The sequence below is a fragment of the Nitrosospira sp. CT genome (assembly GCF_059489795.1).
Genome location: NZ_JCAHZJ010000032.1, coordinates 18,078 through 44,981 on the forward strand (window position 1 = coordinate 18,078; position 26,904 = coordinate 44,981).

Here is a 26,904-nt window from a genome sequence, read left to right on the forward strand (position 1 = left end):
TTATCTACTCCTCATGCCGTTAATATGGCTGCTATAGCAGCTTCCACAGCTGTCTGGCTGGTGCGGCTCAACCTTTCCCCTCGGAATGATCCAGCCAGTTTTCCAGACCCTGCGCATTGAGCTCGATATCCAGCCTCAGCAGGCTGTGAATCCTTTCCTCGGTTAATTTACAGCCGTGTGCGACTACTCGGCGCAACAACAATTCGCCCAGTTCCTCCACCAACGCTGCATGCCTGTCAGGCACGTTTCGCAGCTTTCTCGCAATCGATACGTGCGCGTCAATCAGGCCATGCAGTTCGTTCGCATGGCGTGCGAGATGCGCGATGCGGCCATAATGCGTGAGAAAGGCGTAAGACGGGTTGTAGCTCATGAGCCGATCCAGTGAGGCATGCGCCGCAACGGGGTCGAACTGCACGGGAGTGGTCGTCGGAAACACGAATTCCATGCCATCGACATCGAATTCCCGATAGGAAAGGCCGAATGTGTCGCCAGTGAAAAAGGAATTGCTTTGCTCGTCGAAGATGCAGTAGTGGTGACGCGCATGTCCCGGCGTATCGAGAAACAGCAGCGGCCTGCCGTTGAAATCCAGCCTGAATTCATCCGGCGCCTCAATGATTCTGCTCGCATCTATCGGGTGAATATCCCCGTACATGCGCTTGAATTCCGCTTCGCCGTAGACGGTCATCGCGCTGGCGACAAGACGCGCCGGGTCTGCCATATGGCGAGCTCCGCGCGGATGCACTACCAGTTTGGCGTTAGGGAGATGGCGCATGAATTCTCCCGCACCCCCCGCATGATCGAGATGGATATGAGTGACAAGTACGTACGCCACATCTGCGGGAGCCAGATTCTTTTTCTGCAGCACTTCCAGTACACGGGGAACGGAAGATGAAGTTCCGGTATCCACCAGCGCAGCTTTGCCGTTTTCCACAATCAGATGAATTGCAGCCAGGCCGGGGCGCAAATAATCGGCATCAATGGCGCTGATCCCATTTTCATAATCAGTGAGGCTGGGAAGATGAGAAATGTGCGGAGGCAAAATAGAGGGCGATGAAGTCATTCCAGGCTCGGCGTCCGATGAAGATTGCGCGCCATCATGCAACTGGCCAAGATGCAGATTCCCCAACTACGCTACCACCTGTTTCAATTGTTCAAGTATCGCCGGGTTTTCCAGAGTGGATACATCCTGGGTTATTTCCTCATCCCTTGCGAGCGTACGCAGCAACCGGCGCATGATTTTGCCGGATCTGGTTTTCGGCAGGTTATCCCCAAACCGGATTTCATCAGGCCTGGCGATGGGACCGATTTCCTGCGATACCCAATTGCGCAATTCCTGGACAATGTGATGAGCGTCCTCCGCTTTCGGGCGTGCGCCTTTCAATACCACAAAAGCCACGATAGCCTCGGTTTTGATTTCGTCCGGCTTGCCTACCACCGCGGCCTCAGCAACCAGCGGACTCGCTACCAGTGCCGATTCGATTTCCATTGTCCCTAAACGATGACCGGAAACAGTCAGCACATCGTCGATGCGCCCCATGATCCAGAAATAGCCATCCGCATCGCGGTGGGCTGAATCTCCCGCGAGATAGTACTTGCCGCCAAGCTCTTCTGGAAAATAGGTATTTTTGAAGCGTTCCGGGTCGCCCCACAATGTGCGGGCCAGGGAAGGAAACGGGCGCTTGATCACGAGAAAGCCGCCTTTGCCGACCGGTACCTCATGCCCCGCTTCATCCACGATACCGGCCTTGATACCTGGAAGCGGCAAAGTGCAGGAACCGGGTTTGAGCATTACTGCTCCAGGCGTGGGGGCGATCATGTGAGCACCTGTTTCGGTTTGCCACCAGGTATCCACCAGCGGACAGCGGGATTGGCCAACGGTCGTGTAATACCACACCCAGGCTTCGGGGTTGATCGGTTCGCCCACCGAACCGAGCAGGCGCAATGAGGAAAGATCATATTGTTTCGGCAGGTCAGGTCCGAGTTTTATAAGCGAGCGGATGGCAGTGGGTGCTGTATAAAACGTGGTCACCTTATGATCCTGGATCATCTTCCAGAAGCGGGCCGCGTCAGGATAAGTAGGAACGCCTTCGAATATGATCTGGGTCGCGCCGACGGCGAGCGGACCATAAGTCACATAGGTGTGCCCCGTGACCCAGCCTACGTCGGCCGTGCACCAGAAGATATCGGAGGGTTTGTAGTCGAAAATCCATTGCATGCTCGTGATGGCACCCAGCAGAAAACCCGCGGAAGAGTGTTGCACGCCTTTTGGTTTGCCGGTGGAACCGGAGGTGTAGAGCGTAAATAGCGGATGCTCGGCGTTCACCCATTCGGGTTCGCAGTTCTCGCTCTGATCCCGGATGAGATCATGCCACCAGATGTCGCGATTGGCGTGCAGTTGCAGATCCCCGCTGCCCCGCTGGTAGACTACGACGGATTCCACCGAATCCGTTCCACCTCTGCCAAGCGCATCTTCGACAACGGCTTTCAGATAGTTGATCTTGCCGCCGCGCCATTGCTCGTCCGCAGTAATCACGGCTACCGCCCCTGTGTCAATAATCCGCTCATGCAGGCTTTTAGCGGAGAAGCCGCCAAACACGACTGAATGTATCGCACCTATGCGCGCGCACGCCTGCATTGCCACTACCGCTTCGATGCTCATCGGCATATAGATGGCGACGCGATCACCTTTCCTGATATTCAGTGACTTGAGACCATTTGCAAACCGGCATACGCGACGGTAGAGATCCTGGTAGGTACAGGACGTAACAGCGCCATCATCCGCCTCGAAAATAAGCGCAACCTTGTCCGCTTGGGTGACCTGGTGTCGATCGAGACAATTGTATGAAACATTCAGTTCTCCGTCATCGAACCAGGTGAGGAACGGATGGTTGGTTTCATCCAGCACGCGGGTAAATGGTTTGTGCCAGGAAATGTGCTCCCGTGCCAGTCTGGCCCAGAACGCTGTCTCGTCCTTTTCAGCCTCTGCGCAAAGGGCATCATATTCTTTCCCGGATACATTCGCCTGTTCCACGAACGAAGCGGAGGGTGTAAAGGTGCGTGTTTCATTGAGGATGGATTGAATCGTCGCCACAGCTACCTCCCTGAATATTTTTGTTTCAGCTGGTAAATTGTATCATTCGGCGCTTTTCGTAATAAGTTTTTTCATACCGATCCGCCATTTATGCATGCCGATGGCAAATCCGCGCATTGCGGTCCCCCCTTGCAGGCTTGCCGTTTTTTTTCTATAACATGTTGGCAGAAAAAACTTTTTGACAGATTTTTTGTCAGTTGATCATGAAAGCGGAATTCAGTTCCTATTTCCCGGATCATAAATATTTGTTAAAATAGAATAATAACGATGGGCTTCTTTCAGCCCATTTTTTGTTTGTATCGGCACCTATGGATCTGTACGAATTGCTCGAGCCGACCCTTGCAGGACTGGGTTATGAACTGGTTGACCTGGAGCGGTCACGAGGGGGAAAGCTGTTGCGGGTATTCATCGACAAGCCCGATGGCGTGAATGTGGATGATTGCGTGGCTGTCAGCAATCATCTGAGCCGGCTTCTCGTCGTTGAGAACGTGGATTATGACAGGCTGGAAGTATCCTCGCCGGGCCTCGACCGGCCTCTGAAAAAGACAGCAGATTTTATCCGCTTTGCGGGAGAGTCCGTTAAACTCAGGCTGCGGGTGGCGTTACAGGGGCAAAGAAATTTTGTCGGCATTTTGCGCGAAGTGAAGGACGGGATTTTAAAACTGGAAGTAGATGGAAAAATGCTGGACCTTGAACTCAATAACCTTGAGAAGGTTCGTCTCGTTCCGAAACTGTAATTATGAGTAACTGGCTGGAGATAACATGAGCCGCGAGGTTTTGCTATTGGTGGATGCACTGGCACGCGAAAAGAATGTCGAGAAGGACATTGTTTTTGCGGCACTTGAACTTGCATTGGCGTCCGCCACGAAAAAGCGTTTTAACGAGGACGCTGACGTGCGCGTATCGATCGACCACCAGACAGGAGACTATCAATCCTTGCGCCGTTGGCAGGTGGTGGCAGACGATGCGGTGGAGGATGCGGCCCGTCAGATATCGCTGAGCGGGGCATTGCAGCAAGATCCTGAAATCAAGCTTGATGAATATATCGAAGAGATTCTGGAGCCGGTGGAATTCGGTCGCATCGGTGCCCAGGCGGCAAAGCAGGTGATATTCCAGAAAATCCGTGATGCCGAACGCGAGCAGATCCTGAACGATTTTCTCGAGCGCAAGGAATATATGGTTACCGGGACCATCAAGCGCATGGAACGTGGAAACGCGATTATCGAATCCGGCAGGGTGGAGGCCATATTGCCGCGTGACCAGATGATCCCCAAGGAAAACCTGCGTGTTGGGGATAGAGTACGCGCTTACTTGCACAGGATCGACCGTACCACGAGAGGTCCGCAGTTAGTCCTGTCAAGAATCGTGCCGGAATTTCTGATAAAGCTGTTTGAACTGGAAGTGCCTGAGATCGAGGAGGGCTTGCTGGAGATCAAGGTGGCAGCGCGCGATCCTGGTTCGCGTGCGAAGATCGCAGTGAAGTCGAATGATCAGCGGGTGGACCCGATCGGCACCTGTGTAGGCATGCGAGGTTCCAGAGTCCAGGCCGTGACCGGCGAACTGGCCGGTGAAAGGGTAGACATCATCCTTTGGTCGGATGATCCCGCCACATTCGTAATCAATGCGCTGGCTCCTGCCGAGATCAGCAGCATTCTGGTGGATGAAGAGAAACACAGCATGGACATTGTCGTGGACGAAGGCAATCTTGCCCAGGCGATCGGGCGCGGAGGCCAGAATGTCCGGCTGGCATCAGAATTGACGGGCTGGGAGCTCAACATCATGACGATGGAAGAGTCGCAGGCAAAAAATGAAGAGGAGTTTTCGGTTTTGCGCCAGCTCTTCATGGAAAAACTGGATGTGGATGAGGAAGTGGCGGACATTCTGGCGCAGGAAGGTTTTACTACTCTGGAAGAAGTGGCTTACGTCCCCCTCAGCGAAATGCTGGAGATCGAGGCATTTGACGAACAGACTATCAACGAGCTTCGCAATCGGGCTCGCAACGCGTTGTTGACCGAGGCCATCGTGAGCGAGGAAAAGGTGGAGCACATTGCGGAAGACCTGCTCGCGCTGGAAGGCATGGACAGCCAGACCGCGCGTGAACTTGCGGCTAAAGGAGTAAGCACCCAGGAAGACCTGGCCGACTTGGCCGTGGATGATCTGGTGGAAATGGTCGAAATGGATACTGAACGGGCCAGGCAGTTGATCATGGCGGCACGTGCCCCGTGGTTTGCTCAGGCCGATAGAGCATAGCCGACTGAAGGTAATTAATGTCTCAAATGAATGTAGAGCAATTTGCGAGTGAACTTGGCGTGCTTCCCACCGTGCTGCTGGAGCAATTGCAGGCCGCCGGTGTGCGCAAGCACATGACCGAGGATAGCCTGACCGAGAAGGACAAAACGCAGCTTCTCGAGTATCTGCGCAAGATTCATGGCGCCAAGGAGGAGAAGGGCAAGATTTCCCTGCCGCGTCGACAGACTTCGGAAATCAAGAAGGCGGATAGCACCGGTAAGCCACGCAGCATCCAGGTGGAAGTGCGCAAGAAGCGCGTATTTGTAAAAGGCGATTTGACAGCCGAACGGAAAACGGCTGAGACCATTGCACCTTCTGCACCTTCTGCACCTTCCGCTCCTCCTGTGCCTCCGGTGCGAACCCCTGTCATCGATGCGGCACAGCAGGCATTGCGGCAGGAGGAGGCAAGGCGGCAGGCTGAATTGATTGCGCGCCAGGCTGCAGAGTTGCGGGAAAAAAGGCTGCGTGAAAGGCCTCCGGTTGTGGAGATCAAAGAGTCCGAAGAATCTGCAACGCCCCCGGCGCCGGTTACTGCTCCTGTAGCCGGGCCTGAGGCGGCGCCGGTTGCGACTGAAACTCCTTCGCCAGCTCCGGCAGCCCCGGCGGCAACGGTGGCACCTGGGGAAGCGGAAGCAGCTGCGTCGCAGCCTGCCTCTACCGAAGGTACCTTACACAAGCCGGTAGTGAAGCCGGAAGAGAAGGCGGATAAGAAAAAGAAACCGGCAAAGCCGGTTGTCTGGAAGGAAGAGAAGGTCGAGAAGCGTGGTCTCAAGACCAGGGGTGATCTGACTGGAGCAAAGAGCGGCTGGCGCGCGCGCAAGGATAAGCATGGCAGAATTTCCGGGGAACCCACCCCTCATGCTTTTTCAGCGCCGACCGAGCCGGTGGTCCATGAGGTGCTGGTGCCTGAAACCATTTCTGTCGGGGCGCTTGCGCAGAAAATGTCCATCAAGGCGGCTGAGGTCATCAAGGCTCTGATGAAAATGGGCAACATGGTGACCATCAACCAGATGCTGGATCAGGAAACTGCCATGATCGTGGTTGAGGAGTTGGGCCACGTCGCCAAATACGCCGCGATCGATAGCCCTGAAGCCTTCCTGGCTGATGCCGAGATCGCGCCTTCCGAATTGAAAATGGAAGCACGTGCACCGGTCGTTACGGTAATGGGTCATGTAGACCATGGCAAGACTTCGCTTCTGGATTACATCCGCCGCACACGAGTGGCAAGCGGCGAAGCAGGTGGCATCACCCAGCATATCGGGGCTTATCACGTCGAGACTGAAAGGGGCATGGTGACGTTCCTGGATACACCGGGGCATGAGGCCTTTACGGCCATGCGTGCGCGGGGAGCCAAGGTTACCGATCTGGTCATACTGGTTGTGGCGGCGGATGACGGAGTAATGCCACAGACGGCTGAAGCAATACATCATGCCAAGGCGGGGAAGGTGCCGATCATAGTGGCAATGACGAAAATCGACAAACCGGAAGCCAATCCCGAGCGGATTCGTCAGGAACTCGTGGTACAGGAAGTGGTGCCGGAAGATTGGGGCGGTGAAACCATGTTTGTCGAAGTTTCGGCGAAGACCGGTCAAGGTATCGATGATCTGCTGGAAAGTGTGTTGCTCCAGGCTGAAGTTCTTGAACTCACGGCGCCGAAGGATGCGCCGGCAAAGGGAATTGTGATCGAATCACGGCTGGATAAAGGGCGAGGCCCGGTTGCAACCGTGCTTGTTCAATCCGGTACCTTGAAGCGCGGTGATATATTGCTGGCGGGCGCGGCTTATGGTCGGGTGCGGGCCATGCTGGATGAGAACGGCAAACAGGTGGAGCAGGCAGGACCTTCCATTCCGGTTGAAATCCAGGGTTTATCGGAGGTTCCCGTAGCCGGCGAATCGGTGGTGGCTCTGACGGATGAGCGCAAGGCGCGTGAAATTGCCCTCTTCCGCCAAGGCAAGTTCCGCGATGTAAAACTTGCAAAGCAGCAGGCAGCCAAACTGGAGAACGTGTTCGAGCAGAGGGGAGAAGTAAAAGTCCTTTCACTTATTATCAAGGCCGACGTACAAGGTTCTTACGAGGCTCTGGTGCACGCGCTGCAACAACTTTCAACTGACGAAGTGAAGGTCAACATCATTCATAGTGGGGTGGGGGCGATTACAGAATCGGATATCAATCTCGCATTGGCTTCCAAAGCAGTTGTCATTGGCTTCAACAGTCGGGCGGATGCGGTTGCGCGCAAACTCATCAATTCTGCCGGAGTGGATGTGCGCTATTACAGCATCATTTACGAAGCTGTGGATGAGATCAAGGCTGCACTTTCTGGCATGATGGCGCCCGAGCGCAAGGAGAATATCACCGGACTGTTGGATATCCGCGAAGTATTCCGCATTTTCAAAGTAGGCGCGGTGGCGGGTTGCCTTGTTCAGGAGGGGCTTGTCAGGCGTGGTTCGCTCGTGAGAGTGATACGCAATGGCCAGGTGATCCATACCGGAGAACTGGATTCGTTGAAGCGCTTCAAGGATGATGTGAAAGAGGTGAGGGCGGGTTTCGAGTGCGGCCTGTCACTCAAGAACTTTAACGACATCCAGGTGGGCGACCAGTTGGAAACCTACGAAATCCAGGTAATCGCTCGGACTCTGTAAGCGGGGCGAAAGCTCCGCATTGAAGTTTTATGCCCAAAGATTATTCCCGCACGTTGCGGATTGCCGATCAGATGCAGCGTGAGTTGGCCGATCTGATACGCAACGAACTCAAGGACCCCCGCATAGGTATGATTACCTTGACCGGTGTCGAGGTGAGTCAGGATTATGCGCACGCGAAAGTTTTCTATACCACGCTGCATAGTGAAAGTGACAACTTTCTCGTCCAGAACGGGCTGGAAAATGCCGCGGGCTTTTTGCGCGGCCAATTGCTGCAGCGGTTGAAGCTACGCGTCATACCACAACTGCATTTCATTTATGATGAATCCATCGAACGTGGAGTCCGCCTGTCGCAACTGATAGATGAAGCCGTGGCTTCCGACCGTTCTGGAAAAGAAACTGACAACACCTGAATTGTTTATCACGCTTATATCTGGTCGAATTCATGCAGCTACTCCCGCAAGCTGCATGACCGGAGCTGGATATCACCAGGCCCATCATGATCGATGGCAGTTCCCAGCACTATCTGCAAATCCCGCTCTACCTTCGATAGTAACTGCCGGGATTCAGGTTAGCTCCGAGACCCCATAGTTCAAATGTCCGCAGGTACCAAGCGGCATATCAGCGGTGTGCTGCTGCTCGATAAAGCCTCCGGTTTCTCTTCCAACCAAGCCCTGCAGACCGCCAAACGCATTTTTTCCGCTCATAAGGCCGGCCATACCGGTACGCTTGACCCGATGGCGACAGGCTTGCTGCCCATTTGCTTCGGAGAAGCTACCAAATTTTCATCGGTCCTGCTCGGTGCAGACAAGACATATGAAGCCACTCTGAGACTTGGCTATATGAGTACGACTGGTGATGCAGAGGGGAAGATTTCAATTGCTGCCGGTGCGGAACCTCAATGCGAGGATCTGACATGGGAGAAGATTCAGACAGTACTCAAAAGCTTTATCGGCGTAACTACGCAAGTGCCGCCCATGTACAGCGCAATCAAGCACCGCGGGAAACCCATGTATACCTTTGCCAGAGCAGGAGTGGAAATCGAACGACAGCGGCGTGAGATAACGATCCACGACTTGAGTATCGAGGCTTATCAAGGCAATGAAATACGCATGCGCGTGACATGTGGGAGCGGTACCTACGTTCGTACGCTGGCAGAGGACCTGGGACGTGCGCTGGGATGCGGTGGTGCTTATCTTACCGCATTGTGCCGGAGCGCACTGGGCGGTTTTAATTTGCCACAGGCTCATACACTGACCGCACTCGAAGCTATGCCGCCATCTCAACGGGATTCCTGCCTGCTGCCAGCCGATAGTCTCCTGGAGTCTTTTCCCGCGGTTATTGTGGATTCTGCCGCGGCTTTATCTCTGCTCCAGGGACGCGCAATCCCCAGTCATCCGGCAGGGGAAAGCCTCTCACCAGGAAGACAGGTGCGGTTGTATGACAAGGGGCAGCGATTCCTTGGACTGGGAGAAATTTCAACGGAAGGTTACGTCTCACCGAAAAGACTCATAAGGGTTGAGCAGTCATTGTGAAGCTTGACTTGCATGCATGCTGTCGGTGATGTCCTTGCCAATACCCCGATAGCCAGTGAAGCGGCCGGAAGAATCGAACATAGGTTCACCACTGACCATCAGATATTGCGTCGACCCATCCGGTTTGGTCCGTCTGTAGATAAAATCGATAAAAGGCCGTCTTGCCGCGATATTTGCCTTGAAAACTGAATACTCCGCTTCGTTCCAGCGCGTTCCATTATGCCCCTTGGATTCCCCCATCAAGTGGTCGACTTTAATCCCCAGCATATCCAGGACGGGACCGTAAACTTTGGTGAAATTTCCCTTTTCATCCTGTTCCCAGTACCAATCAGAAGCCAGTTCTGTGAGACGGCGAAATCTGGCTTCACTTTCACGCAGTTCCGCGGTTCGCTCCGCAACCGTTTGTTCCAGCCTTTTATTGTAATCCTCCAACTGCTTATACAGCAGACGCACTTCCAGCATATTTTGAATACGGGTCTGAACTTCAATCAGGTCGAACGGCTTGCTGACGAAATCCTTTGCTCCTGCTTGCAGCGCCCGCAACTTATGACCCGGTTGCGCAGTGATTACGAGTACCGGAAGATAACCTTCCCGTTCAATTTTCTTTAGCGCTTCCAATACCTGAAAACCATCCATTCCCGGCATATACAGATCAAGAAGAATGAGATCGTAATGATTCTGCCGATAGAGATCGCTGACTTCGCGCGGATCCATCGTCGAGGTAATGTTTTTATAACCCGCGTCGCTCAGCATCTGTTCAAGCAGCCGGACGTTGGCCTCCTGATCATCCACGATCAGGATTTTAGCGTTCAGAGTGTCAGGTTTATTGATCATTATTTTTATCCCGTTTGTTCCCGTTGACCGGTTTCATCATTTTCCTCTATTCGTAACCCGTCTTATAGATGAATAGCACGGAAAAACCGATTCTTCTTTTTCTTGAGCCAGTCATTATTATATTTTCTTGGCGAGCAGAAACAGAATGTGGTTTTCCGATAAATGTTCTGATTTCAGCAAAATATGGGAAATTTGCGGCGACACAGCAATAGTGGCGGAAGCGGGGCTAAATGCTAGGCGCTTACTCGTTCTGAAATTCGATAAGTATTTTTGTTCGCCTGCTTTGCTTTCAGCAGGGCAGCATCTGCATTCTTCAAAAGGGTTTTCGCATCTTCGCCATTATCAGGAAAAATCCCGATACCAGCACTTGCGGTCAGGGTGATGGTATTTCCCTGAATGTTGTAAGGCTGCGACAGTGCTTTTATTACTTTTTCCGCTGTACGACTTACGCCATCGAGATTGCTTACATACGGCATCGAAATCACAAACTCATCACCGCCGAGCCGAGCCACGGTATCTTCCTGTCGAACTGCGGCAATGAGGCGGGCCGCGACCAGCTTCAGAAGCAGATCGCCTACATCGTGACCCATTGTGTTGTTGATTTGCCTGAACCCATCCAGATCCAGATACAAGACTGCCATAACGCTATTGTTGCGCTTTGCGTGGATGATAGCCTGGGATACTCTTTCCACCAGAAGCCGTCTGTTGGCCAGTTCCGTCAGCGGATCATGCAGTGCCATGAATTCCTGCGACTTTGCGTAACTGCGCGCTTGCTGATGTAGCAGCCGCACTTCGAGCAGATTATGCACGCGGGCGAGCACTTCGCTCATGTCAAAAGGCTTGCTGACAAAATCCTTGGCGCCGGACTGAAGCGCTCGCAGCTTGGAATCGGGATTGGCGGTGACGACCAGTACAGGTAGATATCCATCTGCTTCGATTTCTTTCAGGGCTTCGAGTACCTGAAACCCATCCATGCCAGCCATTTTCAAATCGAGCAAAATCAGATCGTAGTGGTTTTGCCGGTGCAGTTCATACACCATGAACGGATCGGTCGTCGAGGTGACAGACGTGTAGTTTGCGGCGGCTAACATGCTTTCCAGCAACTGCACATTTGTTTCCTGATCATCGACAATCAGAATCCTTGCTGTATGAATATCAGCTTCGGTAATCATATTGCCTATACCTTCATAAGGACTTATCGCCTTTCCTTTCTAAACCCGTTAACCTTCGGGTGGCCTGTCCCCTTTCTGCTTATCCGCGCACAAACGGCTGAGGGCAGCAAGTAAGCGGAACTTAACGTGCACAAGATCGCAAGGTCGAATATTGCCCCTATTTTACCCGTCTCTCTGTGCGCTAACTCTCATAAGAAAATGGGAATTAATGATAATATGTAGAAGAAGGCGCCGTTTTTTCCAGGAGATCGTTTTCCCCTTCCCGAAAGGTCCGAAAGGCATTCAGTTCGAGGCGAACATAAGCCCTATGATCTATGATTATAATAAAAGAGATTTGACCTTTATAAACCCGGCTTGTTATAATCTCAATTCTCTAGCGCGGGGTGGAGCAGTCTGGCAGCTCGTCGGGCTCATAACCCGAAGGTCGTAGGTTCAAATCCTGCCCCCGCAACCAAAAAGCTATTGATTTTCGTGAAGTTCTATGAAAAGCGGTAGATTAAATAGGTGCTAAATGATGTGTTTTGGCACCGGAATCACAGCTTTTTTGAGAAGATTTTTACCGCTTTCTATCCAGCATCTGGCATAAGCCGGTCCTAAATCCCACGGATCATCCCCCAGCCAGAATTTCCCATCTGCTGAGCTATCCACATGGATGACTCTCCGGCAGAGATCATCATCTCAATTGCTCCGAGAAATTGCGCCTGATAAGAGCGACGGTATCTGCTCCTGCTCTTTCCATGGCAGGTTTCCAATAGCTTTCACACATTGCCTCATTGTCTCGTTTCCCTTCCAGCGCCTCAGCGTGCCTGGATTCTGGAATACCTCGTTTCGGACCCACCCTCTATGAACAGAAAATGGCAACAATACCACTTATTCCGATGTCTGAAATTACTTAGGCACTAAAAAGGCCCGCCGAACGCCGGGCCAGGAAGGGAGTTTACTGCAATCGCTTCTTCGTGCAGGGAGGAAAGAAGCGAGCAGGCAGATTAACAATACAAGAAAGCTTTTACCGTTAAACACTTAACGTATGGAAATAAAAAACCCGCTCAGGGCGGGTTGAAGAAAAGAGAAAAGACCTGGGTTCGCAACGGTTAATTAGGGTTGACTTTGGTGCGTTTTGTATAAACAATATGCCAATTTAATTGCCAACACAGAAGGAGTTGACGATTAAATCGGCATACGATCCTGGTACTGAAGAGTTGCGTATATACAGAAAGGTATCGCAACCCGTTGATTAACTGGAAAGGAGAGGGCCATGAGTTATCGGGAGACAATCGAGAGCACAAAAGAGGAGCAGGATTCAAGAGAGCGTGGCGCAGCAGAAGAATTTGTCACAATCGACCCAGAGGATGTGCAGGCATTGACAGACAAGCATCATTTGCAACCTGTCTCAATACGACTTGAGAAATCTTTGATTGAGGATTTTAAGCTTATCGCCTCGATGTATGGAATTGGCTACCAGCCTCTGATGCGTCATATTTTGAAACGATTTGCAGATTCGGAGAAGAAACAGATATTGAGAGAGGCTGCTTCAAAGATGAAGTCGACGAGGAGGGAAGCATTAAGAGAGGCTGCTTCAAAGATGAAATCGATGGGGAAAGAAGCGGCAAAAAATCTGCGTCAATTGACTGCAAAACAAAGAAAAGTAGCTTGATCTAACCCGCTTCGGCGGGTTTTTCTTATCAGCTCTTTCTCTTGCGAAATTTCCAGGGTGGCGAGGGGAGGGATCAGATCATGATCCGCGTCTCACTATCATTGCCGCAGACTGCAGAAGATAGAGACTTTGATCCTTGGCGTAGCCTCGATACACCCATGCCATTTCACGGTTACTGCTTATCCTGTTTTAGGACGGTAAGAGTGTTACCGTCAGCGCCCCCGGCGATGGTGGCCGGAGAGATTGCGGCGAGCATGCAAAATTAGAATCCGAGCGGCCGCAATCCGGGTAGACCCCCTTCGTAACTGCTATTCCGACGCATGTTGTCCAGATGCGGCCTCAATTGAGGCTGATACTCGTCGTTTGGAAAGAACGGTAGTAGACGTGGGCCTCGAGTCCGGGCAAAATATCAAAATTACGGATATGCACAATTTCTCAGTTTGCGGGGATTGTGCTTTTTTAATTTTTTCTTTTAGCTTTACGGCGGGCCTCCCCGCATTGCATGGTAGTGAACCTGGTCAGGTCCGGAAGGAAGCAGCCACAGCTATTTTTTGCAAGTGCCGGGGGTCGGGCTCGCCACCCTTTTTGTGCAGGTTGGGTGGATGGACGAATACATCTTCCCAACTGCACGCTTCAAGGATTCATACCGTCAGTTACGGCCTCAGCCTGAAAATCTGAAATAACCGTTTCGCCGATTCGATTCTCGACATAGCGTGTCCTCCCCGACTCAAGTCCTTGCCCGCAAATGGCGTCCCCGGTGCTTTTCCGAACTGACAGGACAGGATCACGTTGTTCGTGCACTTACCAATGCGCTCGAACAGAAGCGTTTACATCATGCTTATCTGTTTACGGGCACGCGCGGTATCGGCAAGACGACTATCGCGCGCATCCTGGCGAAAGCCTTCAACTGCCAAGCCGGGGTTACCCCCGAACCTTGCGGAATCTGTTCTGCTTGTATCGAAATTGATGGTGGGCGTTTTGTTGACCTGATCGAAGTGGACGCCGCCTCCAATACGCAGGTGGAAAAAATGCGCGAACTGCTGGAGAACGCGCTGTACGCTCCTACGGTCGCACGCTACAAGGTGTACATCATCGATGAAGTGCACATGCTTTCCAAATCGGCTTTCAATGCCATGCTGAAAACGCTGGAAGAGCCGCCGGAACACGTCAAATTCATACTTGCGACCACTGATCCGCAGAAGATTCCGGTAACGGTTTTGTCTCGCTGTCTGCAATTCAATCTCAAGCAGATTCCGTTTCCGCTGATCGTCTCGCACCTCAGGCATGTGCTTGAGCAGGAGCATATAAACTGTGATGCCACTTCCCTGCAGTTATTGGCACGTGCGGCACAGGGCAGCATGCGTGATGCCTTGAGCATTCTGGATCAGGCCATCGCTTTTGGTGAGGGAAAGATCGAAGAAGCAAGTGTGCGCGACATGCTTGGTGCGGTCGATCAGGGGTACCTGCTTGATCTGCTGGAGGTGCTGGCGCAACGAGATGGCGCACGAATGCTTGCGATCGCCGATGCAATGGAAACCCGCAGTCTCTCGTTCGACGCCGCCTTGCAGGATCTGGCGACCCTGCTGCATCGTCTAGCCCTCGCGCAGATTGTGCCGGCGGCGATTGGTGACGATGAGCCTGAGCGGGATCGGGTTTTCCAGCTAGCGAAAACATTCGCGCCAGAAGATATTCAACTGTTTTATCAGATTGCCATACACGGACGCGAGGATCTGGGCCGGGCACCGGATGAGTATGCAGGTTTCACCATGACTTTGCTGCGTATGCTGGCTTTCATTCCGGAGGATTTCCTGTCAGGAGGAGGGGAGACAGGCAGGGACAGAGGAACGTCAGGTTCTTCGCCTGCAAAGTCAGGGAGCGGCAAATATCCTTCGACCCTTGGACAGGCTCAGGACTCAGGCCAAACGGAGACGAAAGGCCGAACAGAGACGAAAGGCTCAGGGCGAGCAGAGATGGAAAAGGAAGGGCGCTCCCGGGAAGGGAGAGTGGCCAGGAATGATTCCACTGGTGATTCAAGGCGGTCGGCAGGGCCAGTGCCGGATTCGCCGGAGCGCGATCCGATGCCGGAAAAGCCGGGCTCCACAGAGTCTTTCAGTCATAGCTGGATTACGATAGTTGGCCACCTGAAGGTGAACGGATTGAGCAGAATGCTGGCTCAATACTGCGAGGTGAAGAGTTTTTCCGAGGATGAAATAGAATTTTGCGTACCGGAACTCCATAAGCATTTGCTGGACAAGACCTACCAGGACAGACTGCAAGCCGCCATAAGGGAGTATCTTGGTAAGCCGGTACGGTTGAAGTTTTCAGTGGGAGTCGTTAACGGCATGAGTCCGGCGGAGCAGGAAAATCGTGAAAAACAGGAGAAGCAATCGCAGGCCATCGCGGCTATCGAGTCCGATCCGTTCGTGCGTGACCTCGTTGAAAATTTCGATGCAAAACTGATCGTTTCATCGATCAAACCTATTCAATAGTGGAGGTAAAAATGATGAAAGGTGGCTTGAGCAATCTGATGAAACAGGCTCAGCAGATGCAGGAGAACATGAAAGCCATGCAGGAGAAATTGGCTTCGATAGAAGTTGAGGGCCAATCCGGCGCAGGTATGGTGAAGGTTGTGATGACGTGCCGTTACGATGTCAGGCGTGTCAGCATTGACAGCAGCCTCATGGGAGATGATAAGGAAATGCTGGAAGATTTGATCGCGGCAGCGGTGAACGACGCGGTGCGGCGGGTGGAGTCGACCACACAGGAAAAAATGGCGGGATTTACCTCCGGTTTGGGCCTGCCTCCGGGAATGAAACTGCCGTTCTAACGTGAATTCCAAGTTGACGCGATTCCGCAACTCCTGATCCTGTTAAGTAATTTTAGGTTTGAGTGAACGCCCCGCGTAGTCTCGACGAACTGATCAATGCGTTACGCTGCCTGCCCGGTGTCGGTCCCCGGTCAGCACAGCGCATGGCGTATCATTTGTTGCAGCGCGACCAGGAGGGCGCCCGCCGCCTCGCCGATTCACTCGATTACGCCCTGCAACATGTCAGGCATTGCGAAAAATGCAATAACTTTACCGAAGAGGTGGTATGCGAGTTATGCAGTTCTCAGCGGCGAGATTCTGCTTTGCTGTGCGTGGTGGAGATGCCTGCCGATTTGCTGATGATGGAGCAGGCACATTGCTACAAAGGCATGTACTTCGTGTTGATGGGGCGGCTCTCACCCCTGGATGGCATCGGCCCTCGGGAAATAAATCTTGATCGCCTGTCGAAGCGCGCCCGGGATAATATGGTGAAGGAAGTTATTCTTGCTACCAATTTTACCGTGGAAGGTGAAGCCACGGCGCATTATATCGGGGAGATGCTGCAGAAGGAGGGCTTGAAAATCACGCGTATCGCGCGGGGATTGCCCGTGGGCGGGGAACTGGAGCATGTGGATAGCGGTACCCTGGCGCAAGCGGTTCTCGAGCGCAGGGAAGTCAAGTAGTGTTTATTCGGGGAAATATTTGCCCCTGTCTATCTTATGTTATTGTGCCTTTTTATCGATTCACTCTTCGACAAACCTGTCCTAAGCCTGTTCGACCTTCGACAGGCTCAGGATGAACGGGAAGACGAAGGGTTAGTGGGAGCGGGAGACGAAGGGTTCAATACAAACAGTACAAGTTTTTCTCGTCCCATCCGAGTACTCGTTAGCATGAGAAAGGGGAAATTGGCAGAAGGCTTGAAATTGGGACTGCGATGAAAACTAAGCCATCGCAATCATCCAATGCGCCCAGACAACGCCACTCAGGGACGACCGCCAAATCTCCGGGTTCGCTAACTCCGGCAGGCTTGCCCCGATCACCTCAATCGCCTGCACGAACCCGACTGAAGGGATCGATAAAACCAGCGGCAGCAACTTACTCTGGTGCGGATTCCACCTCCACTCAACCCGTTACACAGAAATTGCACAAGGTGCTGGCTCAGGCAGGATTGGGTTCGAGGCGCGAAATGGAGGAATTGATCGCCAGCGGACAGGTGACGATCAATGGAAAGACTGCGCAGGTGGGAGACCGTATCGACGTTCGAGATGTCGTGAGGGTAGGAAAGCGCATCATTCACTTCAGATCCGCCCGGCGTCTGCCCCGCGTCATGCTCTATCACAAACCGGAAGGGGAAATCGTCAGCCGCGATGATCCTCAAGGCCGCCCATCGGTTTTCGACAAGCTGCCACAGTTGAGGTCATCCAAATGGATCGCTATTGGCAGGCTGGATTACAACACCAGCGGGCTGCTGGTTTTCACCACGGATGGGGAATTGGCAAACCGGCTGATGCATCCCCGTTTCGAAGTCGAGCGCGAGTACGCGGTGCGGATCATCGGACGCCTAACGCCGGAGCAGGCAACATTGCTGACCTCGGGTATTGCGCTGGAGGATGGCGTGGCCAAGTTCGATTACCTGTCAGATGAAGGGGGTGAGGGCTCCAACCACTGGTATCGCGTGATATTGAAGGAAGGCAGGAATCGCGAAGTGCGCCGAATGTTTGAAGCGGCGGGAATGACGGTGAGCCGCCTGATGCGGGTTCGTTTTGGTCCTGTCAACTTGCCCTCACGTTTGAAACGGGGAAAGTCGATGGAATTGAACGAGGCAGAGATAGGGCGACTGCTGGAACTGGTCGGTTACAAAGCCTGATGGCCGGGAAGCTGATCCCGTTTCAGCAGGAAAACAAATTCATTCCCCGCACTGATTTCCAGCCAGGTAAAAGGTGTATCGGGAAAGGCATGCTCCAGGGTTTCCCTGTTATGACCGATCTCGACAATGAGCATGCCATCGTCGGTCAAATGGTTTGCTGCGTCCCGTAGTATTACCTTTGTCGCCTTCAGTCCATCCTCGCCGCTGGCAAGCGCACCTTGCGGCTCATGGCGATATTCCTCCGGCAATGCTGCCATTGCTTCCGCATTGACATAGGGCGGATTGCTGACAATAAGATCATAGCGGCGCCCTGCCAATTCCGCGAATAGATCCGACTGGATAAGATCGATCCGATCTTCCAGGCCATACTCCGCCACATTCTTTCTAGCAACCTGCAAGGCATCAGTCGAAATATCTGTCGCATCGATCACTGCATTGGGAAATGCCTGGGCAAGCAGTATTGCCAGACATCCGGAGCCAGTGCACAGATCCAATGCGGAATAAACTTCTGCCGGCTCTTCTATCCAGGGCGCAAGTTGTTCCCGCAGCAATTCCGCAATGAAGGAGCGCGGTACGATTACGCGTTCATCCACATAAAAACGGAAATCTCCCAGCCAGCCTTCTCTGGTCAGATAGGCGGCCGGAATTTTTTCTGTTGCGCGGCGCTCGATTGTTTTCAAGACCAACCCCAGCTCGACCGGAAGAAGGCGAGCGTCCAGGAACGGTTCCAGCTGGTCAAGCGGAAGATGCAGCGTGTGGAGAATGAGATAAGCTGCTTCATCGTACGCTGAGGCAGAGCCATGGCCAAAATGAAGCCCCGCGTCGTTAAAGCGGCTTACCGCGAAACGCAGTACGTCGCGGATAGTCTGGAGCTGGTTTTGGGCTTCAATGAACATTCATTCCTGTCCGTGAGAAAAAGTGATCCTTATGTATCCGTGCGCCATCGAACGGATTACTCCTGGTTTAACGTCTATCTTCTAATCGCTTGAAAATATTCGAAAGCAAAAATATCAGTCATCCTATGGAGTTAACCTTGCAACCGGAAGGAGGCAAGAAATGAACGGGAATATGCCAGGATTTAACGCAGAGGCGTCCATGTACATGGCAAGCAATACTTATCGTGCCGCTCATGCAGCTTTTGCGGATATTGCATCTGCCAAGGTCATTCCGCAGCAATGTAGACTGCTTTGCCAGGTGGTTTGCCCGCCCCCGCAGCAGTGCTGCCCCACCGGCTGGAGATGCTGCGGTAGCTGTGAGAGCGGGCAGTGCGATGATGTGTGTGTACGTCCGGGTCAGTCCTGTCCGTAGAAATGGGTGATCTCCGGATTTATTCTTATCATCTCAGCAGCAAACGCTGGATCGTGAGGCGGTAAATCTGCGGCAGCTGTTCCAGATCCGCAACCTCGACGTATTCGTTGATCTTGTGAATGGTTGCATTCCGTGGTCCCAACTCCACCACTTGTGGGCAGATGTCGGCAATGAAGCGGCCGTCCGAGGTTCCTCCCGAGGTGGAAAGCTCAGGCTCGATTTCCGTTACAGCGCGAATGGCGGCACTTACCGCATCGACCAAGCTGCCCCTCGGGGTGAGGTAAGGCTTGCCTGAATTTTCCCATTGCAAGTCGTATTCGAGGTTATGCCGGTCGAGAATTTCATGCACCCGGGTTTTAAGTGATTCTACCGTGCTAGCGGTGGAGAAACGAAAATTGAACAGTATCGTTACTTCGCCAGGAATTACGTTGGTGGCACCCGTACCCCCATTGATATTCGAAACCTGCCAGGTAGTAGGGGGAAAATATTCGTTGCCTTCGTCCCACTTCGTATTGGCCAGTTCGGCAATGGCGGGAGCCGCCAGGTGTATTGGGTTTTTTGCCAGGTGAGGATAAGCAATGTGGCCCTGTATACCCTTCACAGTTAACGTTCCGGACAGGGAGCCGCGCCGTCCGTTCTTGATCATATCGCCGAGCTTGTCGACAGAGGTGGGTTCTCCGACGATGCAATAATCGATCAGTTCATTGCGCGCCTTGAGGGCTTCCACCACCCGTACAGTACCGTCTACCGCAATACCTTCCTCATCCGAGGTGATCAGGAGCGCAATCGAACCATCGTGATCGGGATGCTCCGCGACGAAAGCCTCGATTGCGGTGATGAATGCTGCTATCGATCCCTTCATGTCGGCGGCGCCGCGCCCATAAAGCCTGCCACTTCGAGTGACGGGATCGAATGGGTCACTTTCCCATTTTTCCAGGGGGCCGGTTGGCACGACATCGGTGTGACCGGCAAAGCAAATCAGCGGTGCTCCCGTTCCGCGCCTGGCCCACAGATTATCGACTTCGCCGCAGCGTATTCTTTCAATGTTGAAGCCGATTCTTTCCAGGCGATCGATCAGGATTTCCTGGCAGCCATTGTCGAAAGGTGTCGGAGAGCGGCGGGCGATCAGCATTTGCGCGAGCGCCAGCGTGTTATTGAGCATGGATTATTTTCCAGAAAAGAATTTATATGGCAATGATGATAAAGGAATACAAGTTACCTGGGGTATGTACTTTAAAGCGTACTACGTACGCCGCCTTTATGGGGTTTGATACCGCAAGCTCGAATAATCGCAGGATGGGTGGAGTGGAGCGTAACCCATCGAGTTTCGGTGATGGGTAATGAGTTGCGGCTTTCAGACCCATCCATCCTACTGCTGCTCCTGGGCTCGTGCTTCACTCCAATTCCAATCTGCCTGCGCTACTTGTAGCCGCGTTAAATGCCGCGCAACAGCTCATTGATACCGGTTTTCGCGCGCGTTTTGGCATCCACCTGTTTCACGATGACTGCACAATAGAGGCTGTATTTGCCGTCCGCGGAGGGCAGGCTGCCGGAAACGACGACGGAACCGGCTGGGATGCGGCCATAGCTGATTTCACCTGTTTCGCGGTCATAAATCCTGGTGCTCTGGCCGATGTATACGCCCATCGAAATCACGGAATTTTCACCGACAATCACGCCTTCCACGACTTCCGAGCGTGCGCCAATGAAACAGTTGTCCTCGATAATGGTAGGATTGGCCTGCACGGGCTCGAGCACTCCGCCGATTCCGACACCGCCGGATAGATGCACATTTTTCCCGATCTGCGCGCAGGAACCCACCGTAGCCCAGGTATCGACCATGGTGCCTTCATCTACGTATGCACCGATATTGACGTAGGAGGGCATCAGCACGACATTGCTGGCAATGAAAGCGCCTTTGCGTACGGTTGCGGGAGGCACGACGCGGAAGCCGCCATTACGAAAATCGCGGGAGCTGTAATCTGCAAACTTGGAAGGTACCTTGTCGAAATAATTGGAAAATCCCCCCTTGATGAAACTGTTGTCCTCGATGCGGAATGACAGCAGCACGGCTTTTTTTATCCATTGATGGGTTTTCCATTCACCGTCCGTTTTTTCCGCCACCCGCAGTTTACCGCTGTCGAGCATTTCCAGTACCTGGGTAATGGATTCCTTGAGCTTCGCTTCGACGTTACGCGGTGTAATCTCGGCGCGGCGTTCAAACGCTTCTTCAATCGTGCTTTGGAGCTGATCCATGGTCTTCCTTCGATTTCTTGTTGATATATCGCTGCTCTACAGGCTGCCTGCTACAGGCTGGATACCAGCTTTTTTATCCGCTCGGTAGCGGCGGCGCATTCCATTACGGATGCCACCAAGGCAATCCGGACAAAATTTTCGCCGGGGTTGATCCCATGCGCATGCCGTGCAAGATAGCTGCCGGGCAAAACCGTGACATTATAATCGCGATAGAGCTGCCGGGCGAATTCGACGTCATTCATCGGTATTTTCAGCCACAGGTAGAAAGCCGCCTCAGGCAGCGAGACCGGTAGCGTACCCTGAAGTAATTTGATGACTGCTTTGAATTTCTCGCGATAGAGGCGGCGGTTTTCGACAACATGAACCTCATCATTCCACGCCTCCTCGCTTGCCGCCTGCACTGCCGGATTCATCGCACTGCCGTGGTAGGTGCGGTAGAGCAGGAATTTTTTCAGGATCGCCGCATCTCCGGCAACGAATCCGGAACGCATGCCGGGAACGTTCGATCTTTTGGAAAGGCTGCTGAATACGACCAGCCGGGGAAAGCGTTCCCGGCCCAGACGGTGGGCGGCCTGGAGTGCGCCCAGCGGAGGAGAGGCTTCATCAAAATAGATTTCAGAATAACACTCATCCGACGCAATGACAAAGCCATACCGGTCCGAAAGCTCGAATAGATGGCGCCATTCGTCCATCGACATTACCCGCCCGGTGGGGTTGCCGGGCGAACAGACATACACGAGTTGTGTGCGCGCCCATATTTCATCCGGTAACTGAGCATAATCGAGCGAAAAATCATTCTCGGGCAGGGTATTGAGGAAACAGGGCGTTGCGCCCGCAAGCAAGGCAGCGCCTTCGTATATCTGATAAAACGGGTTCGGACAAATTACAATTGCATCGGACCTGGAAGAATCGATCACTGCCTGCGCAAAAGAAAACAATGCTTCCCGGCTGCCGTTGACCGGCAGGATTTCGGTATCGGGAGCGATTGCCGGCAGGCCGTAGCGCTGCATCAGCCATTTGCCGATACTTGCACGCAGGGATCGCGCCCCGAGAGTTGCCGGATAGTGCGCCATCTTCACCAGATTTTCCGTCAAGGTCTGGCGAATGAAATCCGGAGTCGAATGCTTGGGCTCCCCGATGTGGAGGCTGATTGGCGTAAAAGCCGATGCAGGTTCGATTCCTGCGAATAGCTTGGTGAGCTTCTCGAAAGGGTATGGTTGCAGGCGGTCCAGATTAGGATTCAATTTAAGGTGGTGGGAAGAAAGCTCTATTCCCCAGGTTGAGTGATTGATCGAAGCAGGATTATAAGAGGGCACTCTCTTGCTCACAAAGCAAAATAAACAATATACCCAAGGTGAACGAAGCGGCGGGCAAAGCGCTTTCCCGATCGCTGCCCTGCTTGTGGGCGCCACGATCTGGGGTTTGCTGTGGTACCCCTACCGCTTATTGGAACAGGCCGGGGTAAGCGGGCCGGCTGCAACCGTTATTACCTACCTTGTGGCCCTGCTGCTCGGCCTGGCCGTATTTCGTGATAAATTGCGCACCGTACGCATGCTTGACAGGGAAACCTGGCTGCTTGTCGGAATAGGATTATCCGCAGGCTGGGCCAACCTCGCTTACGTTCTTGGGGTGCTCCATGGCGAAATCATGCGGGTCATGCTGTTATTTTACCTCTCGCCGCTATGGACCATCGTATTTGCGCGCTTCCTGCTGGGCGAGGTATTAAGCGTGCACGGCTACCTGGTTATCGTTTTTTCTTTGGGAGGTGCGATAATCATGTTATGGCAGCCGGAAGGCAGCCTGCTGCCTTCCTCCTATGCCGACTGGATGGGAATATCCGCTGGTTTCATGTTCGCTCTGGCGAACGTGCTGAGCAGAAAAGACCAGTATCATGATGTTCAATTAAAATCGGTTGCGGTATGGGTGGGAGTTGCCCTGGTGGCATTCGGTTACAGTCTGTTCCTGCCTGATCTGCCTGTATCGGTCGATGTTTCCACCTATACGCTTTTGCTCCTGCTGCTGGTGGGGTTGACGGTATTTGCCCTGAGCCTGGTCGTGCAATACGGGCTTACCCATACCCCTGCCAACCAGGCTATCGTGATTATGCTGTTCGAGTTGGTGGTGGCGGCGGTTGCAGCTTACTTCCTGACCGACGAAGCCATGACGCTGAGGGAATGGACCGGCGGAGCAATGATCGTTTCGGCCAGTCTTTTTTCAGCGAGAATGAACCGGGAGTAACATCGTCCGTACCGGTTCTGCCGGTTCTGCCGATACTGCACTGGAATTCCGGTTTCCTGTACAAATTTCATACAAGAGGGAAATGAACATGAATCATCACGTCGTTTTTCTGGAAAGGGATTCCCTGCAGGTGGAGGTGCGCCGGCCGAACTTCGAGCATACGTACGAGGAATACGCCAAAACAACGCAGGATCAAGTGGTATCGCATTTGCAGCACGCAACCATCGCAATCATCAACAAGGTGGGGTTGAGCGAGGAAACCCTGGCGCAATTGCCAAAGCTGAAAATGGTCGCCATCGCGGCTACCGGATATGACGCTGTCGATATCGGCGCTTGCCGCAGACACGGCATTGCCGTGGCGAATATCCGCAATTATGCAATTCATACCGTACCTGAGCATGTATTCGCCCTGGTGCTCGCGCTACGCAGAAATCTTTTTGCTTACCGGCAGGAGATCGAGCAGGGAAGGTGGCAGAAATCGGAGCAGTTCTGCCTGTTTACTCATGAGATCAGCGAGTTGTTTGGTGCTACCATCGGGATTGTCGGGGAGGGCACGATTGGGCGCGGCACTGCCGCCATTGCACAGGGATTCGGCATGCGGGTGCTTTTTGCCTATCATGAATCGCGGAAGAAGAAGGACGTGGTTCTCACCCCGTTCGATCAGGTGCTTGCGGAATCCGACATCCTCTCACTGCATTGCCCGCTGACGCCCGCTACCCGAAACCTGATTGGCACGGACGAATTGCGCAAGATGAAGCGCAGCGCATTGCTCATCAACACCGCGCGGGGAGGATTGGTGGATGAGGCAGCGCTGGTACAGGCCCTGGACGATGGCACTATCGCCGGCGCCGGTTTCGATGTGCTGACGACGGAACCCCCAAGAAACGGCAATCCCCTGCTTGGCTTGCATCGTCCCAACTTTATCCTGACACCTCACATCGCCTGGGCCTCTACCGAGGCCATGCGTTTTCTTGCCGATCAGCTGGTCGACAATATCGAAGCCTGGGTTGCGGGCAAGCCGCAAAACCTGCTTACCTGAATTTCCAGTCCGGTTCGCATCGGCAGAAAGGCGGAATATAAGGAACGCATATAGGCGGTTGACAACTCAAGTGGCCTTCGATAGTCTCATAGGGTTAGCGAGCTGATGCATATAGCCCCGGTTGGTCCCGGTTCATTCGAATCGCATATCCCGTCGCATTGGCGGAAAGCTTTATTTTATTTATGGCAATTTGATTACAGGAGGGGAATGATGGAACTCAAAGGAACCAAAACCGAGGAAAATTTGAAAGCGGCTTTTGCCGGGGAATCGCAGGCGAACCGGCGTTATCTCTACTTCGCAAACAAAGCGGATGTGGAAGGGCAAAACGATGTTGCAGTGGTTTTCCGCTCCACTGCTGAAGGCGAAACCGGACATGCGCTCGGCCACCTGGAATACCTGGAGGCGAGCGGCGATCCCGCCACCGGCTTGCCGTTCGGTTCGACCCGCGCCAACCTTGAAACCGCAATTGCCGGGGAGACACATGAATATACGGATATGTATCCCGGAATGACTAAAACTGCACGTGATGAAGGTTTCGATGAAATCGCCGAATGGTTTGAGACACTGGGCAAGGCCGAACGCTCTCACGCCAACCGCTTCCAGAAGGCTCTGGACAATCTCGGTGACTAACGATTCGACAAGTAGCCCGACAGGCAGCCCGCCCGAGAAGCGGCTATAGACAACAAGCGGAAGGGATCGGCTCCTGCATCCCGTTCCTTCCGCTTGTATTGTTATTGTTTCAGAACTTTCAGCTGAATTCCCATCTGTTTTATTTCTGCATTCATTTTCACGTATGACCACTCGCGAAGGCAGCCTGGAGGCGCCAAAGCGCCTTCCCATCGATTGGGAAAACCCGGAATATTATGACGAGCCGAAGCTGTTCGCCGAGATGGAACGTGTCTTCGATATATGCCACGGCTGCCGCCGCTGCGTGAGTCTGTGCACCGCGTTCCCGCGCTTATTCGATCTCATAGATGAGGGACCGACCGGCGAACTGGACGCAGTGGAGAAATCCCGATATTGGGAGGTAGTGGATCGCTGCTATCTCTGCGATATGTGCTCCATGACGAAATGCCCGTATGTGCCTCCTCATCCATGGAATGTCGATTTTCCGCACCTGATGCTGCGCGCCAAGGCGGTCAAGCACAAAAAAGGCGACGTGCGTTTCCGTGACAAGCTGTTGTCCAGCACCGACGCAGTGGGTAAGCTTGCCAGTATTCCCGTGGTGGTCCAGGCAGTCAATGCGATCAACAAGGCACCCACTACCCGCAAACTGATGGACAGCATGCTTGGCATTCACGCCGAGCGCAGATTGCCGGAGTACGACAGTCACAGATTTCGCGCAACTGCCCAACCGAACGCGGACCACGAAGTGCGCAACGGCGAGCGGACGCCGGGGAAAGTGGCGATTTATTCCACCTGTTATATCAACTATAACGAGCCTGGAATAGGGCACGACTTATTGAAGATACTGGACCATAACGAGATTCCAGTGCGCCTCGTGGAGAAAGAAGCCTGTTGTGGAATGCCGAAGCTGGAACTGGGCGACTTGCACTCGGTGAAAGAACTCAAGGACAAAAATATTCCCCCGCTGGCGAAACTGGCCAGGGAAGGTTATGCAATACTCACCGCGGTGCCGTCCTGCACGCTCATGTACAAACAGGAATTGCCGCTCATGTTCCCGGACGACGAGGATGTGAAGGCGGTAGCCAAAGCCATGCTCGATCCCTTCGAATATCTGGCGATGCGAAACCGTGATGGCCTGTTGAAAACAGATTTCAAGAAATCTCTAGGCAAGGTTTCGTACCATATCCCCTGCCACTTGCGCGTGCAGAATATCGGGCAGAAGACGAAAGATCTGTTGCAGATGGTGCCGGACACGAAGGTGACCATCGTGGAGCGCTGCTCCGGGCACGACGGCACCTGGGGCGTAAAAAGCGAATACTTTGCCGACTCCATGAAAATCGGCAGGCCTGTGTTCAGGCAGATGGCTCAGCATGATCCTGACTATATCAGTTCCGATTGCGCCATCGCTGGTCGCCATATCGAGCAGGGAATGGGCGAGACAAGCGCGCAGAAGGTGCATCCCCTGACCCTCATCCGCATTGCTTACGGGCTGGCCTGAACGACTGCCGATGTTCAGCTGGCGTTGCCTCTATTCATTATCATGATCAAATAA

The 26,904-nt window shown here is 53.3% G+C and carries 22 protein-coding genes, 1 tRNA gene and 1 other RNA gene; 16 read left to right on the plus strand and 8 right to left on the minus strand.

From position 1 onward, the window contains the following. Nucleotides 1–67: 67 nt before the first annotated feature. Nucleotides 68–1,060, minus strand: coding sequence for an MBL fold metallo-hydrolase (locus AC52W5_RS05375; protein ID WP_495670249.1), 993 nt, complete (start codon nt 1,058–1,060; stop codon nt 68–70). 66 nt (nt 1,061–1,126) lie between these two features. After that, nucleotides 1,127–3,091: an acetate--CoA ligase gene (gene acs / locus AC52W5_RS05380; RefSeq protein ID WP_495670250.1), complete on the minus strand. Its 1,965-nt coding sequence runs from the start codon at nt 3,089–3,091 to the stop codon at nt 1,127–1,129. A gap of 308 nt (nt 3,092–3,399) precedes the next feature. On the opposite strand from acs, the gene rimP reads away from it, so the two are divergent. The 5 genes from rimP to truB all read left to right on the plus strand — a co-directional run bounded on the left by rimP (nt 3,400) and on the right by truB (nt 9,551). Then, a complete protein-coding gene (gene rimP, locus AC52W5_RS05385; RefSeq protein WP_495670251.1) occupies nt 3,400–3,828 on the plus strand; it encodes a ribosome maturation factor RimP in 429 nt (142 codons plus the stop codon). 25 nt (nt 3,829–3,853) lie between these two features. Beyond that, entirely contained in the window at nt 3,854–5,341 is a 1,488-nt protein-coding gene (gene nusA / locus AC52W5_RS05390; RefSeq protein WP_074972891.1) for a transcription termination factor NusA, read from the plus strand. Between the two features lie 17 nt (nt 5,342–5,358). Further along, entirely contained in the window at nt 5,359–8,019 is a 2,661-nt protein-coding gene (gene infB, locus AC52W5_RS05395) for a translation initiation factor IF-2 (RefSeq protein WP_495670252.1), read from the plus strand. A 29-nt stretch (nt 8,020–8,048) separates the two neighbouring features. Continuing rightward, on the plus strand, nt 8,049–8,429 hold the full coding sequence (gene rbfA / locus AC52W5_RS05400) for a 30S ribosome-binding factor RbfA (protein WP_495670253.1): 381 nt from the start codon (nt 8,049–8,051) through the stop codon (nt 8,427–8,429). A 183-nt stretch (nt 8,430–8,612) separates the two neighbouring features. Further along, nucleotides 8,613–9,551 carry a tRNA pseudouridine(55) synthase TruB gene (gene truB / locus AC52W5_RS05405; protein WP_495670254.1) on the plus strand — a complete coding sequence of 313 codons (939 nt, stop codon included), beginning with the start codon at nt 8,613–8,615 and terminating at the stop codon, nt 9,549–9,551. On the opposite strand, the gene AC52W5_RS05410 is transcribed toward truB, so the two are convergent. Together AC52W5_RS05410 and AC52W5_RS05415 are read right to left on the minus strand one after the other, a co-directional pair. After that, entirely contained in the window at nt 9,543–10,385 is an 843-nt protein-coding gene (locus AC52W5_RS05410) for a response regulator (protein WP_495670255.1), read from the minus strand. The two genes, truB and AC52W5_RS05410, sit on opposite strands and share 9 nt — an antisense overlap. Nucleotides 10,386–10,618: 233 nt before the next feature. Continuing rightward, entirely contained in the window at nt 10,619–11,557 is a 939-nt protein-coding gene (locus tag AC52W5_RS05415; protein ID WP_495670256.1) for a diguanylate cyclase domain-containing protein, read from the minus strand. 377 nt (nt 11,558–11,934) lie between these two features. On the opposite strand from AC52W5_RS05415, the gene AC52W5_RS05420 reads away from it, so the two are divergent. The 7 genes from AC52W5_RS05420 (at nt 11,935) to rluB (ending at nt 17,884) form a co-directional block, all read left to right on the plus strand. After that, nucleotides 11,935–12,011, plus strand: a tRNA-Met gene (locus AC52W5_RS05420). Between the two features lie 801 nt (nt 12,012–12,812). After that, nucleotides 12,813–13,211, plus strand: a complete 399-nt coding sequence (locus tag AC52W5_RS05425) for a hypothetical protein (RefSeq protein ID WP_495670257.1) — start codon at nt 12,813–12,815, stop codon at nt 13,209–13,211. Nucleotides 13,212–13,693: 482 nt separating this feature from the next. Further along, an RNA gene (gene ffs, locus AC52W5_RS05430) (signal recognition particle sRNA small type) lies at nt 13,694–13,792 on the plus strand. A gap of 132 nt (nt 13,793–13,924) precedes the next feature. Next, nucleotides 13,925–15,700, plus strand: a complete 1,776-nt coding sequence (gene dnaX / locus AC52W5_RS05435) for a DNA polymerase III subunit gamma/tau (RefSeq protein WP_495670258.1) — start codon at nt 13,925–13,927, stop codon at nt 15,698–15,700. A 14-nt stretch (nt 15,701–15,714) separates the two neighbouring features. Continuing rightward, on the plus strand, nt 15,715–16,038 hold the full coding sequence (locus tag AC52W5_RS05440; protein WP_177219689.1) for a YbaB/EbfC family nucleoid-associated protein: 324 nt from the start codon (nt 15,715–15,717) through the stop codon (nt 16,036–16,038). A gap of 62 nt (nt 16,039–16,100) precedes the next feature. Then, nucleotides 16,101–16,700 carry a recombination mediator RecR gene (recR, locus tag AC52W5_RS05445; RefSeq protein WP_495670259.1) on the plus strand — a complete coding sequence of 200 codons (600 nt, stop codon included), beginning with the start codon at nt 16,101–16,103 and terminating at the stop codon, nt 16,698–16,700. A 251-nt stretch (nt 16,701–16,951) separates the two neighbouring features. Beyond that, complete coding sequence (rluB, locus tag AC52W5_RS05450; RefSeq protein WP_495670260.1) at nt 16,952–17,884, plus strand: 23S rRNA pseudouridine(2605) synthase RluB; 933 nt, start codon at nt 16,952–16,954, stop codon at nt 17,882–17,884. Here rluB and prmB read toward each other — a convergent pair. The 4 genes from prmB to dapC all read right to left on the minus strand — a co-directional run bounded on the left by prmB (nt 17,872) and on the right by dapC (nt 22,692). Further along, entirely contained in the window at nt 17,872–18,780 is a 909-nt protein-coding gene (gene prmB / locus AC52W5_RS05455) for a 50S ribosomal protein L3 N(5)-glutamine methyltransferase (RefSeq protein ID WP_495670261.1), read from the minus strand. The genes rluB and prmB overlap by 13 nt on opposite strands. 440 nt (nt 18,781–19,220) lie before the next feature. After that, a complete protein-coding gene (gene dapE, locus AC52W5_RS05460; RefSeq protein WP_074972865.1) occupies nt 19,221–20,354 on the minus strand; it encodes a succinyl-diaminopimelate desuccinylase in 1,134 nt (377 codons plus the stop codon). A gap of 272 nt (nt 20,355–20,626) precedes the next feature. After that, the gene (gene dapD / locus AC52W5_RS05465) at nt 20,627–21,448 is read right to left on the minus strand and encodes a 2,3,4,5-tetrahydropyridine-2,6-dicarboxylate N-succinyltransferase (RefSeq protein ID WP_074972863.1); all 822 of its coding nucleotides are present in this window, start codon (nt 21,446–21,448) and stop codon (nt 20,627–20,629) included. 50 nt (nt 21,449–21,498) lie between these two features. Then, a complete protein-coding gene (gene dapC / locus AC52W5_RS05470; protein ID WP_495670262.1) occupies nt 21,499–22,692 on the minus strand; it encodes a succinyldiaminopimelate transaminase in 1,194 nt (397 codons plus the stop codon). Nucleotides 22,693–22,768: 76 nt separating this feature from the next. On the opposite strand from dapC, the gene AC52W5_RS05475 reads away from it, so the two are divergent. The 4 genes from AC52W5_RS05475 (at nt 22,769) to AC52W5_RS05490 (ending at nt 26,850) form a co-directional block, all read left to right on the plus strand. After that, nucleotides 22,769–23,686 carry a DMT family transporter gene (locus AC52W5_RS05475; RefSeq protein ID WP_495670263.1) on the plus strand — a complete coding sequence of 306 codons (918 nt, stop codon included), beginning with the start codon at nt 22,769–22,771 and terminating at the stop codon, nt 23,684–23,686. A gap of 88 nt (nt 23,687–23,774) precedes the next feature. Further along, entirely contained in the window at nt 23,775–24,725 is a 951-nt protein-coding gene (locus AC52W5_RS05480) for a D-2-hydroxyacid dehydrogenase (protein ID WP_074972857.1), read from the plus strand. A gap of 210 nt (nt 24,726–24,935) precedes the next feature. Continuing rightward, a complete protein-coding gene (locus AC52W5_RS05485) occupies nt 24,936–25,355 on the plus strand; it encodes a rubrerythrin family protein (RefSeq protein WP_208290978.1) in 420 nt (139 codons plus the stop codon). Between the two features lie 163 nt (nt 25,356–25,518). Further along, nucleotides 25,519–26,850, plus strand: coding sequence for a (Fe-S)-binding protein (locus AC52W5_RS05490; protein WP_495670264.1), 1,332 nt, complete (start codon nt 25,519–25,521; stop codon nt 26,848–26,850). Nucleotides 26,851–26,904: the final 54 nt, after the last annotated feature.

Bases quoted from the DNA above. Each gene is read 5' to 3' on its own strand.
- AC52W5_RS05375 (WP_495670249.1), bottom strand. From the start codon at position 1,060: ATGACTTCATCGCCCTCTATTTTGCCTCCGCACATTTCTCATCTTCCC.
- rimP (WP_495670251.1), top strand. From the start codon at position 3,400: ATGGATCTGTACGAATTGCTCGAGCCGACCCTTGCAGGACTGGGTTAT.
- nusA (WP_074972891.1), top strand. From the start codon at position 3,854: ATGAGCCGCGAGGTTTTGCTATTGGTGGATGCACTGGCACGCGAAAAG.
- infB (WP_495670252.1), top strand. From the start codon at position 5,359: ATGTCTCAAATGAATGTAGAGCAATTTGCGAGTGAACTTGGCGTGCTT.
- rbfA (WP_495670253.1), top strand. From the start codon at position 8,049: ATGCCCAAAGATTATTCCCGCACGTTGCGGATTGCCGATCAGATGCAG.
- truB (WP_495670254.1), top strand. From the start codon at position 8,613: ATGTCCGCAGGTACCAAGCGGCATATCAGCGGTGTGCTGCTGCTCGAT.
- AC52W5_RS05410 (WP_495670255.1), bottom strand. From the start codon at position 10,385: ATGATCAATAAACCTGACACTCTGAACGCTAAAATCCTGATCGTGGAT.
- AC52W5_RS05415 (WP_495670256.1), bottom strand. From the start codon at position 11,557: ATGATTACCGAAGCTGATATTCATACAGCAAGGATTCTGATTGTCGAT.
- AC52W5_RS05425 (WP_495670257.1), top strand. From the start codon at position 12,813: ATGAGTTATCGGGAGACAATCGAGAGCACAAAAGAGGAGCAGGATTCA.
- AC52W5_RS05440 (WP_177219689.1), top strand. From the start codon at position 15,715: ATGAAAGGTGGCTTGAGCAATCTGATGAAACAGGCTCAGCAGATGCAG.
- rluB (WP_495670260.1), top strand. From the start codon at position 16,952: ATGAAAACTAAGCCATCGCAATCATCCAATGCGCCCAGACAACGCCAC.
- prmB (WP_495670261.1), bottom strand. From the start codon at position 18,780: ATGTTCATTGAAGCCCAAAACCAGCTCCAGACTATCCGCGACGTACTG.
- dapE (WP_074972865.1), bottom strand. From the start codon at position 20,354: ATGCTCAATAACACGCTGGCGCTCGCGCAAATGCTGATCGCCCGCCGC.
- dapD (WP_074972863.1), bottom strand. From the start codon at position 21,448: ATGGATCAGCTCCAAAGCACGATTGAAGAAGCGTTTGAACGCCGCGCC.
- AC52W5_RS05480 (WP_074972857.1), top strand. From the start codon at position 23,775: ATGAATCATCACGTCGTTTTTCTGGAAAGGGATTCCCTGCAGGTGGAG.
- AC52W5_RS05485 (WP_208290978.1), top strand. From the start codon at position 24,936: ATGGAACTCAAAGGAACCAAAACCGAGGAAAATTTGAAAGCGGCTTTT.
- AC52W5_RS05490 (WP_495670264.1), top strand. From the start codon at position 25,519: ATGACCACTCGCGAAGGCAGCCTGGAGGCGCCAAAGCGCCTTCCCATC.